At 71.8% G+C, this 13,842-nt stretch carries 9 protein-coding genes; 7 read left to right on the forward strand and 2 right to left on the reverse strand.

Annotation, left to right across the window (positions count from 1 at the left end; all coding sequences use genetic code 11):
• Positions 1-45 precede the first annotated feature (45 nt).
• Together K377_RS33965 and K377_RS33970 are read left to right on the forward strand one after the other, a co-directional pair.
• On the forward strand, positions 46-3,099 hold the full coding sequence (locus K377_RS33965) for a helix-turn-helix transcriptional regulator (protein ID WP_111667462.1): 3,054 nt from the start codon (positions 46-48) through the stop codon (positions 3,097-3,099).
• Between the two features lie 60 nt (positions 3,100-3,159).
• Positions 3,160-3,351, forward strand: coding sequence for a DUF6191 domain-containing protein (locus K377_RS33970; protein ID WP_202454841.1), 192 nt, complete (start codon positions 3,160-3,162; stop codon positions 3,349-3,351).
• On the opposite strand, the gene K377_RS33975 is transcribed toward K377_RS33970, so the two are convergent.
• Positions 3,344-4,513, reverse strand: coding sequence for a sorbosone dehydrogenase family protein (locus K377_RS33975; RefSeq protein ID WP_258395233.1), 1,170 nt, complete (start codon positions 4,511-4,513; stop codon positions 3,344-3,346). The genes K377_RS33970 and K377_RS33975 overlap by 8 nt on opposite strands.
• A gap of 107 nt (positions 4,514-4,620) precedes the next feature.
• Positions 4,621-5,562, reverse strand: coding sequence for an aldo/keto reductase (locus tag K377_RS33980; RefSeq protein WP_111667514.1), 942 nt, complete (start codon positions 5,560-5,562; stop codon positions 4,621-4,623).
• Positions 5,563-5,710: 148 nt separating this feature from the next.
• On the opposite strand from K377_RS33980, the gene K377_RS33985 reads away from it, so the two are divergent.
• From K377_RS33985 to ilvC, 5 genes are all read left to right on the forward strand, one after another.
• Entirely contained in the window at positions 5,711-6,649 is a 939-nt protein-coding gene (locus K377_RS33985; protein ID WP_111667465.1) for a 2-hydroxyacid dehydrogenase, read from the forward strand.
• 449 nt (positions 6,650-7,098) lie between these two features.
• A complete protein-coding gene (locus tag K377_RS33990) occupies positions 7,099-9,957 on the forward strand; it encodes a bifunctional diguanylate cyclase/phosphodiesterase (protein WP_375605984.1) in 2,859 nt (952 codons plus the stop codon).
• Positions 9,958-10,210: 253 nt separating this feature from the next.
• The gene (locus tag K377_RS33995) at positions 10,211-12,061 is read left to right on the forward strand and encodes an acetolactate synthase large subunit (RefSeq protein WP_181512708.1); all 1,851 of its coding nucleotides are present in this window, start codon (positions 10,211-10,213) and stop codon (positions 12,059-12,061) included.
• 23 nt (positions 12,062-12,084) lie between these two features.
• Positions 12,085-12,612 (forward strand): acetolactate synthase small subunit, encoded by a 528-nt coding sequence (gene ilvN / locus K377_RS34000; protein WP_111667467.1) that lies wholly within the window; start codon positions 12,085-12,087, stop codon positions 12,610-12,612.
• Between the two features lie 95 nt (positions 12,613-12,707).
• Positions 12,708-13,709, forward strand: coding sequence for a ketol-acid reductoisomerase (gene ilvC / locus K377_RS34005; protein ID WP_111667468.1), 1,002 nt, complete (start codon positions 12,708-12,710; stop codon positions 13,707-13,709).
• The last annotated feature ends 133 nt before the right edge of the window (positions 13,710-13,842 follow it).

Here is a 13,842-nt window from a genome sequence, read left to right on the forward strand (position 1 = left end):
ACGCTCCCGGCAGAAAACAGTGCCGGGCTGTCAGACGCGTGTGCGATGCTCAGCGACGTGGAGACCAGGTCCGTCAGCCCGGTGTTCGTCGGCCGCGCCGACGAACTCGGCATATTGAACACCGCCCTCGGCCGCGCCGCCGCAGGCGAGCCGCAGGCCCTGCTGCTCGGCGGGGAGGCCGGTGTCGGCAAGACCCGGCTCGTCGAGGAGTTCGCCGCGAACGCCTGCGCGCGCGGCGCCGTCGTCGTCACCGGCGGCTGCGTCGAGATCGGCGCCGACGGCCTGCCGTTCGCCCCCTTCTCCACCGCCCTGCGCGCCCTGCGCCGCGCCCTGCCCGACGAGCTGGACCGGGCCGCCGCCGGACGCGAGGACGAACTCGCGCGCATCCTGCCGGAACTGGGCGACGGCCTGGCCCGGGGCCGCGACGGCCGCGGCGACGAGAGCGCCACCGCCCTGCTCTTCGAACTGACCGCCCGCCTCCTCGAACAGGTCGCCGCCGAGCGCACCGTCGTGGTCGTCCTGGAGGACCTGCACTGGGCGGACGCCTCCACCCGCCATCTGCTGGCGTACCTCTTCCGCACCCTGCGCAGCGGCCGCCTCGCCGTCGTCGCCACCTACCGCGCCGACGACGTGCACCGCCGCCACCCGCTGCGCCCCCTGCTCGCCGAGCTCGACCGGCTGCGCACCGTCACCCGCATCGAGCTGGGCCGCCTCACCCGCGACGAGGTGTCCCGCCAGGTCGCCGGGATCATCGCCGCCGAACCCGAGCGCTCGGTCGTCGACGACATCTTCCGCCGCTCCGACGGCAACGCCTTCTTCGTCGAGGAACTGGCCGTCTCCGCCGCCGAGGGCTGCGCCACCGGCCTCACCGACTCCCTGCGCGACGTCCTGCTCGTCCGCGTCGAATCACTCTCCGAGTCCGCCCAGCGCATCGCCCGGATCTGCGCCGAGGGCGGCTCCACCGTCGAGTACCCGCTGCTCGAAGCCGTCGCCGGGCTCGGCGCCGACGAACTCATCGAGGCGCTGCGCGCCGCCGTCGGCGCCAACATCCTGCTCGCCACCACCGAGGGCGACGGCTACCGCTTCCGCCACTCCCTGGTCCGCGAGGCGGTCAGCGACGACCTGCTGCCCGGCGAGCGCTCCCGCATCAACCGCCGCTACGCCGAAGCCCTGGAGGCCGACCCGACGCTGGTCCCCGCCGACTCCCGCGTCATGCGCCGGGCCAGCTACTGGTACCACGCCCACGACGCGGCCAAGGCGCTGCCCGCCGTCCTCGACGCCTCCGTGGAGGCCCGCCACCGGCACGCCTACTCCGAGCAACTGCGGCTCCTGGAGCGGGCGATGGAGCTGTGGGACAGGACACCGGAGGAGATCCGCGCCGCGCTCCACATGGGCGACTACTCCTCGGCCTACCGCTCCTGCGGCTGCGACCCCGCCGAGACCCGGCTCGACTTCCTCGACCTCATGGCCGAGGCGGCCGACGCGGGCCGGCTGTGCGGCGAGCGGGAGCGCGCCCTGAAGATCGGCAAGCGCGCGATCCGCATCCTGGAGGACGCCGAGGCCGACGGCGCGGGCGACCCGCTGCTCGCCGCCTGGTTCTGGCTCCAGCGCTCGCGGATCATCTCCCACATCGCGCGCGGCAACGGCTGGGACGAGATCGCCAAGGCGCAGGAGCTGGTCCGCGGCCTGCCTCCGTCCGCCGTGCACGCCGAGGTCCTCGCGCACGCCGCCGCCTGGGGCATGCTGCACCGCCCGGGCGCCGAGACCCTGGCCGCCGCCGAGCGTGCCGTGGAGTACGCCCGCATGGTCGGCGACCAGGAGGTCGAGCTGCACGCCCGGCTGGTGCGCGGCGGCCTCCTGGTGGACGCGGGCTCCGTCGAGCAGGGCTTCACCGAGCTGTACGAGGTGCGCGAGCGCTCCATGGAGCTGGGCCTGATGGCCCGGACCAACAACGTGAACGTCAACCTGCCCTCCGCCCTGGAGAGCGCGGGCCGCTCCGCCGAGTCCGTGCGCATCTGCGAGGAGGGCATCGCCTTCTACCACCGCCACGGCCTCACCGACACCAAGGGCTGGATCGTCTCCAACAAGTCCGAGTCCCTGGTCTCCCTGGGCCGCTGGGACGATGCCGTCGACGCGGCCGAGTGGGCCCGCGGCTTCTGCCTGAGCGACAAGCCGCGCGCCACGTCCCTGACCCAGCTGGCCGCCGTCGCCGTCGGGCGCGGCGCCTTCCAGGAGGCGGACCGGCAGCTCGCCGCCGCACGGCGCTACATCGGCACCCACGATCCCCAGCCGCAGTACGACCTGCCGATCGCCCATCGCGCCATCGAGCTCGCCGCCGCCCAGGGCCGCCTGCTCGACGCCCGTACCGAACTGGCCAGGATCGTCGACGCCGGGCTGCCGCCCGGCAGCCACCGCTATCTGTGGCCGATGCTGCGCACCGCCGCCGAGGCCGAGGCCGACGCCCGGGGGCTGCCGGCCGCCGACGCCGGACGCGCCGAGGCCGTCGCCCGGATCAGGGCCGCCGCCAAGCGGCAGGCCACGCCCGTCCCGGTCTGGCTCGCCCACGACCAGTGGGTCCGTACCGAGCTGCTGCGCGCCGAGGGCCGCGACACCCCCGACGACTGGTCCGCCACCGTCACCGTGCTCGAACCCCTCGACCGCCCCTACGACCTCGCCCGCGCCCGGCACCGGCTCGCCGAGTCCCTGCTGGCCCGCGCCGAGGACGACGACCGCGACCGCGCCACCGAACTGCTCCGCCTCGCCGCCGCCGTCGCGAGCCACCTCGGTGCCCGACCGCTCGCCGAGTCCGTCGCGCTGCTCGCCCAGCGCGCCCGGATCGGTCTCACCCGTGACGCGCCGCGCCGGGACGTCCCCGCCGACCCCGCCGAGGAGCTGGGCCTGACCAGCCGCGAGCGCGACGTGCTGCGCCTGGTCACCGCGGGCCGCAGCAACCGCCAGATCGCCGAGGAACTGTTCATCTCGCCGAAGACCGCCAGCGTCCACGTCTCCAACATCCTGGCCAAGCTGGGCGTGGCGGGCCGCGGCGAGGCCGCCGCGCTCGCCCACCGCCTGCGGCTCTTCCCGGCCGTCCGGAGCTGAGTCGTACGCTGGACGGCGGAGCCCGGCCGGACGAGCCAGGGGAGGCACACCGTGTTCAACATGTTCGAGGAGCTGTTCTCGCCCGGACGCAAGCACACGAACGACGAGCGCAAGCGCCTGGAGCTGACCCGCGTCGATCTCGACGACGGCGACCCGGGCCGCGGCCCGATAGACCTCACCTCGGGCAAGGTCGTCGTGCGTCGGCCTCGTCCGGAGCCCGATGACGAGACCGCCGACGACGAGGTCAGCTGACCTCCAGCTCCAGGATCCGGTCGTCGCCCTTGCCGGGCGTGCCCCGGCTGTCGGTCTCGCTCGTCACCAGCCACAGCTTGTCGCCGCCGGCCGCGACCACCGTGCGCAGCCGCCCGTACTTCCCCTTGAGGAACGCCTGCGGATCGTGCGCCGCCTTCGTGCCGTCCAGGGGAACCCGCCACAGCCGCTCGCCCCGCAGGCCCGCCATCCAGATCGACCCCTTCGCGTACGCGATGCCGCTGGGCGACGCCTCCGAGGTGTGCCACTGGGCGATCGGGTCGTGGTACTGGGAGTCGTCGCTCTTGCCCTCGGCGTCCGGCCAGCCGTAGTCGTCACCGGCCACGATGTTGTTCAGCTCGTCCCAGGTGTCCTGGCCGAACTCCGAGGCCCACAGCCGCTTGTCCGTGTCCCAGGCGAGGCCCTGCACATTGCGGTGCCCGTACGAGTAGACGGGGGAGTCGCCGAAGGGATTGCCGGGCGCGGGCTCTCCGTCCGGGGTGAGCCGCAGGATCTTGCCGCCCGTGGACTTCCGGTCCTGCGCCAGCTCGGTGTGGTACGTCTCGCCGGTGCCGACGTACAGCAGATCGTCGGGGCCGAACGCGATCCGGCCGCCGTTGTGGTTGGTGCCCTTGGGGATGCCCTTGAACACCGTGTCCGGCGCGCCCAGCTGCTCGCCCGCGGGCTTCTTGTCGTCGTAGATCATGCGTGCGACGCGGTTGTCCGACGCGGTCGTGAAGTACGCGTAGACCATGTGGTCCGACGCGTAGTCGGGGGAGAGGGCGAGGCCGAGGAGGCCGCCCTCACCGGCCGGGGCCACCCCGGGCACCGAGCCCAGCTCCGTCTTCTTCCCGGTGTCCGTGTCCACCCGGGTGATCGTCCCCTCGTCGCGGGACGAGACGAGCAGTCCGCCCTCGGGCAGCGGGGCGAGCCCCCACGGCGACTTCAAGTTCTCGGTGACCGTGCGCACCACCCGGACCGAGCCCTTCGCCGCGGGCACGGTGCCCGAGGATCCGGAGGCACTGGGCGTGTCCGCGCCGGACCGGCCGGACGGCGTTCTCTTCTCGCCCGCGCCTCCGTCGTCCCCGGACGAGCAGCCCGCGGTGAGCAGCAGCGCGGCGCAGGCGGCCAGGGCGAGTGCGGGCCGGACAGCTGTACGTGGCACGGTCGGGTCCCTTCGACACAGGAAGCGCGGGATGTGCGCGGTTCTCCTGTTCATACTCCGCTCGCCCCGCCCGGGTTCCCGATCTCCGCGCAGACAATCCGTAGGGGTCAGTCCCAGGAGCCCCGCGCCGGGGGCAGCCCCGCGATCTCCGCCAGATCGGCGTCCGTCAGCGTCAGGTGCGCCGCCGCCGCGTTCTCGGCCGCCCAGCGCTCGTGCTTCGTGCCCGGTACGGGGATCACGGTGCGGCCGCGCGACAGCACCCAGGCCAGCGCCACCTGCGCCGGTGTCACGTCCGCGCCGTGCCGCGCCGCGATCCGGCGCAGCCCCGCCACGACGGGCTGGTTCGCGGCCATCATCTCGGCGGTGAAGCGCGGGTGCCGGGCCCGTACGTCGTCGGGCTCGAAGCCCTCGCCCGGGGTGAGCGTCCCGCTCAGGAAGCCGTTGCCCAGCGGCATCGCCGCCAGGAAGCCCACACCGCGCGCCGAGCACCACGGCAGCAGCGCCGCGAGCGCCTCCGGCGACCACACGGACAGCTCGGCCATCACCGCGCTCACCGGGAAGACCTGCTGGATCCGCTCCAGCTGCCGAATCGTTCCGGCATGCAGCCCGTCCCTCCCGCCGCGGCGGGAGGCCCGGGCCCCCACCGCGCACAGCCCGAGCGCGCGCACCTTCCCGGCGCGCACCAGCTCCGCCATCGCACCCCAGGTCTCCTCGACGGGTACCTCGGGGTCGGCGCGATGCAGCTGATACAGGTCGATGCGGTCCGTCTGGAGGCGGCGCAGCGACGCGTCGCAGGCCCGCCGCACATACCCCGGGCGGCCGTTGGCGACGATGTGCTGCTCGCCGACGAGCAGCCCCACCTTGGTCGACACGAACGCGTCCGCGCGCCGCTCCTTCAGGACCCGGCCGAGCAGCAGCTCATTGGTGAACGGCCCGTACATGTCCGCCGTGTCGAGCAGCGAGCACCCCCGGTCCAACGCCGTGTGCACCGCCCGCAGGGACTCCTCCCCGCGCCGCCGCGAGCCGGTGTACGCCCAGTTCATCGGCATGCAGCCGAGTCCGACCGCCCCCACCTCGAGCGCCGCGGCGCCGATCGCCCGGCGCGCACCTGCTGGCTCCACGTGCCCGTGACCCTCCCTCGCTGAGGCCCCCAACCTAACCTCTGCGCCCGAGACGCTCTGACATAGCCTCCTGACCATGACTGGTGATGTATGGCTCCCCTTCCCCGCCGACGAGGTCCCCGGGCTCCCCGAAGGGCTCAACTACCGCTTCTGGGACGGTGACTCCGAGTTCCCGGCGGACCCGGCGGAGTGCGCCTTCTACGTCGTTCCCTACGCGAAGGGCGCCGAGGTCTCCGTACGCCCGCTGCCGCGGATGAGCGCCGTCCACACGGTCCAGACCCTCACGGCGGGCGTGGACCACGTACAGGGCGGGCTCAAGTACCTGCGCCCCGGTGTGCAGTTGTGCAACGCGCGCGGTGTGCACGACGCCAGCACCGCCGAACTCGCGCTCACCCTCACCCTCGCCTCCCTGCGCGGCATCCCCGACTTCGTGCGCGGCCAGGAGCGCGGCGAGTGGCTCTCCGGATTCCGCCCGGCGCTCGCCGACAAGACCGTGCTGATCCTCGGATACGGCGCCATCGGCAGCGCCGTCGAGGACCGGCTCGTCCCCTTCGAGGTCGCGCGGGTCGTGCGCGTCGCACGCTCCGCCCGCACCACGGAGCGCGGCCCGGTGCACGCGCTGACCGACCTGCCCGGCCTGCTGCCCGAGGCCGACGTTGTCATCGTCGTCACCCCGCTCACCGAGGACACCCGCGGCCTCGTGGGCGCGGACTTCCTGGCCCGGCTCAAGGACGGCGCGCTCCTGGTGAACGTCGGGCGCGGTCCCGTCGTCGACACCAAGGCGCTGCTCGCGGAGGTCGAGAACGGCCGGATCCTCGCCGCCCTGGACGTCACCGACCCCGAACCGCTGCCCCGGGACCATCCGTTGTGGCAGGCTCCGGGAGTGCTCATCTCGCCGCACGTCGGCGGACCCACGTCCGCCTTCCTGCCCCGCGCCAAGAGACTGCTCGCCGCCCAGCTGACCCGGTTCGCGGAGGGAAAGCCCCTCGACAACCTCGTGCTCACCGTCGGCTGACAGCCGTCACCGGCGTCCCCGCGGCCCCACGGATCCCTTCCGTGCGACCGCCCGCCCCCGGGTGCTGACGCTCCGCGCCCGCCCGGATGCACCCCGTGCCGCCATCGCCGCTGGTCGTCACGGAGAGTAGAGGAACTATGTCCCTGAGTGACGAGACTGGTGTATCGTCCCGACTGGGGCAGCGCCGCTCGGCACCATGCGGCGCCGGGGACTTGTGACGGACTGCGAGGGGGGCGACGGGCGATGCACGGCCTATGGGCACACAATCCGACGCGGCGGGACCGACGGCTGGTCCGCCGGTCCTCACGTTCGCCCGTGCACGGGCGAAGTACCGGCTGCCGCAGGGGACACACGTACCGGAGCGGACCGCGCGGCGGCCGCAGAAAGCATCCGCAGACCGGGCAGGGCAAGACAGACGTGGGGGCAGCCCGGCGGACCGGGGCGGGCCGGTGACCGCCAAGGCGGCGTCGGCCGCGGCGCTCGGCACTCCGCTGCGCACCGGGGGGCCGATGCCCGCCCGGTCACCCGAGCACCGGATGGGCGCGGGCTCGCAGCTGCTGCTCGTCCTGGTCTGCGCGGGATACGCCGTCGGCTCCGCGCTCGGCTGGGGCTCCGACCGGATCGCCCTGTTCATGGGCGACTTCGGGCTGAGCGTCGCCGCCGGCACCGCGGCCGTGTCGAACTTCCTGTACGCCCGCAGCCGGCGCAGCCGTTTTCGATCCGCCTGGCTGCTGTTCGCCTTCTCCTCCCTGATGGCCTCGCTCGGCAACGGGGTGTGGGGCTGGTACGAGTTCGTCCTCCACGAGCCCGTGCCGAGCCCCAGCCTCGCCGACCTGTTCTTCCTCTGCTTCGCGCCGCCCGCCATCATCGGTCTGCTGGTTCTCGCCAAGCGGCCCATGACGAAGGCCGGCTGGATCTGCCTCGGGCTCGACGCGTGGCTGATCGCCGGCTCCCTGATCACGCTCTCCTGGAGCCTCGCCCTCGCGCACACCGCCGAGTTCGAGGGCCAGAGCGTCAGCAGGACGGCCCTCTCGCTCGCCTATCCGCTGCTCGACATCGCGCTCGTCAGCATGGTCCTCGCCCTGCACTTCCGGCGCTCGCCCGGCAACCGCACGGCGGTGAACACGGCGATCGGCGCGCTCGCCCTCACCGTGATGTGCGACGCCCTGTTCACCTCGCCGCTGCTGCACGCCACATACCGCTCGGGGGAGATCCTCGACGCGGGCTGGTTCGCCGGCTCGCTGCTGATGGCGTACGCGCCCTGGGTGGGCGGCGCGGGCAGGACGGCCCGCGAGGAGCACCCCGCGAGCGCGGGACGGCGCTACCAGGTGAGTCACACCCGGCCCATCTCGGGCTCGCTGGCGGCGCTCACGCCGTATCTGGCCGCCGCCGTCTGCACCCTGGGCATCCTCTACAACGTGCTGAACGGGCACAGCGTCGACCGGATCGTGCTCTTCACCGCCTGCACCGTCGTCCTGGCCCTCGTGGTGCGCCAGGGCATCATGCTGCTGGACAACATCACGCTCACGCAGGAACTGGCCCAGAAGGAGAACCACTTCCGCTCCCTGGTGCAGGGCTCCAGCGACGTCATCATGATCGCCGCGCCGAACGGGGTACTGAGATACGTCAGCCCGGCCGCCGCCGGCGTCTACGGCCGGGACGCGGAAGAGCTCGTCGGTTCCGAGCTGGCCTCGATCATCCACCCCGAGGACCTGGGGCGGGTGGTGCACGAGGTGCGCCGGTTCCTCGCCGCGAGCCAGGTCGAGGAGCCCACCACCCGGATCGAGTGCCGCTTCCGCTCCGGCACCGGCTCCTGGCTGAACGTGGAGTCCACGATCAACCGCCACCACGGCGGCCTCATCCTCAACAGCCGGGACGTGACCGAAAGGGTCCGCCTCCAGGCGCAGTTGCAGCACAACGCCGAGCACGACCCGCTCACCGACCTGCCCAACCGCGCCCTGTTCACCAAGCGGGTCAGCCAGGCCCTCACCGGGCGGCGGGCCACGGACCGCGGCACCGCCGTGCTCTTCATCGACCTCGACGGCTTCAAACAGGTCAACGACACGATCGGCCACCAGGCGGGCGACGAGCTGCTCGTGCAGGCGGCAAGAAGGCTGGCCGACTCCGTACGTGCCTCAGACACCGCGGCTCGCCTCGGCGGTGACGAGTTCGCGGCACTGATCGTCGGCGACGGAAGCCGCGACCACACCGCCAGGGAGCAGCACATCTACGAACTGGCCGACCGGCTGAGAATCAGGCTCTCCCAGCCCTACTCGATCGACGGGCACGACGATGTGCGCGTCGCCGCCTCCATCGGCGTCTCGTTCGCCGAGCCCGAGATCACCGCGGGTGAACTCCTGCGCAACGCCGACCTGGCCATGTACCGCGCCAAGGCGGCCGGCAAGGGGCGGGTGGAGCTGTACGCGCCGCAGATGCAGGCCGACGTCGTGCGCAAGGCCGAGCTGGCGACCAGGCTGCGCACGGCGCTGCACGACGGCGAGTTCGCGCTGCTGCACCAGCCGGTCGTGTCGCTCGACGACGGCCGGATCACGGCGGTCGCCGCGCAGGCCCGCTGGCGCTCCGCGCAGGGCATCCTGTTCACCCCGGCCGAGTTCCTGCGGGTGGCCGACGACGGCGACCGCACCGCCGAACTGGGGCGCTGGATGCTGGAGGAGGCCGTCGAGCAGGCCGCCGAGCGCGGGCACACCGGCCACGCCGTCCCGGTGGCCGTGCGGATCACCGCGCGTCGACTGCTCGACCGCTCCATGCCGCTCGGCTCCATCGAGGCGCTGCTGACCCGGCACGGGCTGCCCTCCGGCGCGCTCATCATCGAGCTCGCCGACAGCGACCCCAGGGTGCCGCTCGACGAGCTGGAGCGGCGCCTCACCGCGCTGCGCAGGCTCGGTGTCCGGATCGCGCTGGACGGATTCGGCAGCGGCTATGCGGCCATCACGGCGCTGCGCCGACTCCCCGTCGACGTACTGAAACTGGACAGGTCGCTCGTCGAGGGCGTCGTCGAGTCGGCCCGGCTCCACAAGATCACCAGCGGGCTGCTCCGGATCGCCGGCGACCTCGGGCTCACCTCCGTGGCCGACGGCGTCGACCTGCCCGAACAGGTCGTGGCGCTGCGGTCGATGGGGTGCACGCACGGGCAGGGCATGGCGTTCTCCGGGCCGCTCGACGAGTACCGGCTGCGCCGTGCGCTGGTCTCGGGGGAGTACCCGGTTCCGCTGGGGCCGATCGAGCCGGTCTTCGTGGGCGGACCGCCTCCGCGCTCACATAATGAGACTCCCGTCCCACCCACTTGACAGTGAATGGGCGCCGGGGGGAGGGTCAGTGCCATGCGCACCCGAATTCTCGTACTTGGAAAGCGCGTCGGCTGAAGCTGGGACCACCGGTTCGGACATCGGAATCCCAGCGACCGCACCCGGCGCGCTCCCCTCGCTTGCCTCACGGCACGAGGGGTTTTTTGTTGCACCGGGACAGGACGCACGTGCCAGACAGACCGCAACACCCTGCACAAACCTCGCAAAAACCCTCAGCATCGAGAAGAGAATGCCGATGACCGAGCAGGCCACCGGGGCCCACCATCCGCAGCCGCGGCCCCGTTCCGGAGGACAGCAGTCCGCCCCCGTCGAGCACGTCACGGGTGCGAAGTCCCTCATCCGCTCGCTTGAGGAGGTCGGGGTCGACACCGTATTCGGCATCCCCGGCGGCACGATCCTTCCCGCGTACGACCCGATGATGGACTCCGCCCGGGTCCGTCACGTGCTCGTCCGCCACGAGCAGGGCGCGGGCCACGCGGCCACCGGATACGCGCAGGCCACCGGCAAGGTCGGGGTGTGCATGGCCACGTCGGGGCCGGGTGCCACCAACCTGGTGACGCCGATCGCGGACGCGATGATGGACTCCGTCCCGCTGGTCGCGATCACCGGCCAGGTCGTCTCCAAGGCGATCGGCACGGACGCCTTCCAGGAGGCGGACATCGTCGGCATCACCATGCCGATCACCAAGCACAGCTTCCTGGTCACCAAGGCCGAGGAGATCCCGCAGGCGATCGCCCAGGCCTTCCACATCGCCTCCACCGGCCGCCCGGGCCCCGTCCTCGTGGACATCCCCAAGGACATCCTCCAGGCGCAGACGACGTTCACCTGGCCGCCGCAGCAGGACCTGCCCGGCTACCGCCCGGTGACGAAGCCGCACGCCAAGCAGATCCGCGAGGCCGCGAAGCTCATCACCAGTGCGAAGCGGCCCGTCCTGTACGTCGGTGGCGGCGTCCTCAAGGCGCAGGCCACCGCCGAGCTGAAGGTCCTCGCCGAGCTCACCGGAGCGCCCGTCACCACCACCCTGATGGCGCTCGGTTCGTTCCCCGACAGCCACCCGCTGCACGTGGGAATGCCGGGCATGCACGGTGCGGTCACCGCCGTCACCGCGCTGCAGAAGGCCGACCTGATCGTCGCCCTCGGCGCCCGCTTCGACGACCGCGTCACCGGCAATCTGGACAGCTTCGCGCCGTTCGCCAAGATCGTCCACGCGGACATCGACCCCGCGGAGATCGGCAAGAACCGCGCCGCCGACGTGCCGATCGTGGGCGACGCCCGCGAGGTCATCGCCGACCTGATCCAGGCCGTGCAGAAGGAGCACAGCGAGGGGCACACCGGCGACTACAGCGCCTGGTGGAAGGACCTCAACCGCTGGCGCGAGACCTACCCGCTCGGCTACGACCAGCCCGCGGACGGCTCGCTCTCCCCGCAGCAGGTCATCGAGCGGATCGGGCAGCTCGCCCCCGCGGACACGATCTTCGCGGCGGGCGTCGGCCAGCACCAGATGTGGGCCGCGCACTACATCCAGTACGAGAAGCCGGCGACCTGGCTGAACTCCGGCGGCGCCGGGACCATGGGCTACTCGGTCCCCGCCGCGATGGGCGCCAAGGCCGGTGCCCCGGGCCAGACCGTCTGGGCCATCGACGGCGACGGCTGCTTCCAGATGACCAATCAGGAACTGACCACCTGCGCCCTGAACAACATCCCGATCAAGGTCGCCATCATCAACAACGGCGCCCTGGGCATGGTCCGGCAGTGGCAGACGCTGTTCTACAACCAGCGCTACTCCAACACCGTGCTGCACGCGGGCCCGGACGGCGAGACCCCGCCCAACAAGGGCACCCGCATCCCGGACTTCGTCAAGCTGTCCGAGGCGATGGGCTGCTACGCCATCCGCTGTGAGCGCCCCGAGGACCTCGACAAGTGCATCGAGGAGGCGAACTCGATCAACGACCGCCCGGTCGTCGTCGACTTCATCGTCCACGAGGACGCCATGGTGTGGCCGATGGTCGCCGCCGGCACCTCCAACGACGAGATCATGGCCGCCCGGGACGTCCGCCCCGACTTCGGCGACAGCGAAGAAGACTGAGAGCGCAGGAGAAGGAACTCACCATGTCCACCAAGCACACGCTCTCCGTCCTCGTCGAGAACAAGCCCGGTGTCCTCGCCCGGATCACCGCCCTCTTCTCGCGCCGCGGCTTCAACATCGACTCGCTCGCCGTCGGCGTCACCGAGCACCCCGACATCTCCCGCATCACCATCGTGGTGAATGTCGCGGACCTGCCGCTCGAACAGGTCACCAAGCAGCTCAACAAGCTGGTCAACGTCCTGAAGATCGTCGAGCTGGAGCCCGGCGCGGCCGTCCAGCGCGAGCTGGTGCTCGCCAAGGTCCGCGCCGACAACGAGACGCGCTCGCAGATCGTCGAGATCGTCCAGCTCTTCCGCGCCAAGACGGTGGACGTCTCCCCGGAGGCCGTCACCATCGAGGCCACCGGCTCCGCCGACAAGCTGGAGGCGATGCTCAAGATGCTGGAGCCGTTCGGCATCAAGGAGCTCGTCCAGTCCGGCACCATCGCGATCGGCCGCGGCTCGCGCTCCATCACCGACCGGAGCCTGCGCGCCCTCGACCGCACCGCGTAACCCCGCACGCCCTCTCGTATACCGAGACCCCGAAACTTCACTTCCGCACCCCGCCGTACGGTGGGACGCAACACCGCACACCAAGGAGAACCCCAGTGGCCGAGCTGTTCTACGACGACGACGCCGATCTGTCCATCATCCAGAACCGCAAGGTCGCGGTGATCGGATACGGCTCCCAGGGCCACGCCCACGCGCTCTCCCTGCGCGACTCGGGTGTCGACGTGCGCATCGGTCTGCACGAGGGCTCCAAGTCCAAGGCGAAGGCCGAGGAGCAGGGCCTGCGCGTCGTCACCCCGGCGGAGGCCGCCGCCGAGGCCGACGTCATCATGATCCTCGTCCCGGACCCGATCCAGGCCCAGGTCTACGAGGAGTCCATCAAGGACAACCTGAAGGACGGCGACGCGCTGTTCTTCGGCCACGGCCTCAACATCCGCTTCGACTTCATCAAGCCGCCGGCGGGCGTCGACGTCTGCATGGTCGCGCCCAAGGGCCCGGGCCACCTGGTGCGCCGCCAGTACGAGGAGGGCCGCGGCGTTCCGTGCATCGTGGCCGTCGAGCAGGACGCCACCGGCAAGGGCTTCGAGCTGGCGCTGTCGTACGCCAAGGGCATCGGCGGCACCCGCGCCGGCGTCATCAAGACGACCTTCACCGAGGAGACCGAGACCGACCTCTTCGGCGAGCAGGCCGTCCTCTGCGGTGGCACGGCCGCGCTGGTGAAGGCGGGCTTCGAGACGCTGACCGAGGCCGGCTACCAGCCGGAGATCGCGTACTTCGAGTGCCTGCACGAGCTGAAGCTCATCGTCGACCTCATGTACGAGGGCGGCCTGGAGAAGATGCGCTGGTCGATCTCCGAGACCGCCGAGTGGGGCGACTACGTCACCGGCCCGCGGATCATCACGGACGCCACCAAGGCCGAGATGAAGAAGGTCCTCGCCGAGATCCAGGACGGCACCTTCGCCCGCGAGTGGATGGCCGAGTACCACGGCGGCCTGAAGAAGTACAACGAGTACAAGGAGCAGGACGCCAGCAGCCTGCTGGAGACCACCGGCAAGGAGCTGCGCAAGCTCATGAGCTGGGTGGACAACGAGGAGGCGTAAGCCTTCGGGACGGGGCCGCGGCGCACGCCGCGGCCCCGTTCTCCATGGGGTCTCCATGGCGCGGCCACACGATCGTGGCCGGGTTGTCCAACCCGTCCAGCCACGGACGGGTGATCCTTCCAGGGAGGCGCAA

Source organism: Streptomyces sp. PsTaAH-137, assembly GCF_003259365.1.
GTDB lineage: Bacteria > Actinomycetota > Actinomycetes > Streptomycetales > Streptomycetaceae > Streptomyces.

Coding starts and splice junctions, on each gene's coding strand:
- K377_RS33995 (WP_181512708.1), top strand. CDS start 10,211: ATGACCGAGCAGGCCACCGGGGCCCACCATCCGCAGCCGCGGCCCCGT.
- K377_RS33965 (WP_111667462.1), top strand. CDS start 46: ATGCTCAGCGACGTGGAGACCAGGTCCGTCAGCCCGGTGTTCGTCGGC.
- ilvN (WP_111667467.1), top strand. CDS start 12,085: ATGTCCACCAAGCACACGCTCTCCGTCCTCGTCGAGAACAAGCCCGGT.
- K377_RS33980 (WP_111667514.1), bottom strand. CDS start 5,562: ATGCCGATGAACTGGGCGTACACCGGCTCGCGGCGGCGCGGGGAGGAG.
- K377_RS33970 (WP_202454841.1), top strand. CDS start 3,160: ATGTTCGAGGAGCTGTTCTCGCCCGGACGCAAGCACACGAACGACGAG.
- K377_RS33985 (WP_111667465.1), top strand. CDS start 5,711: ATGACTGGTGATGTATGGCTCCCCTTCCCCGCCGACGAGGTCCCCGGG.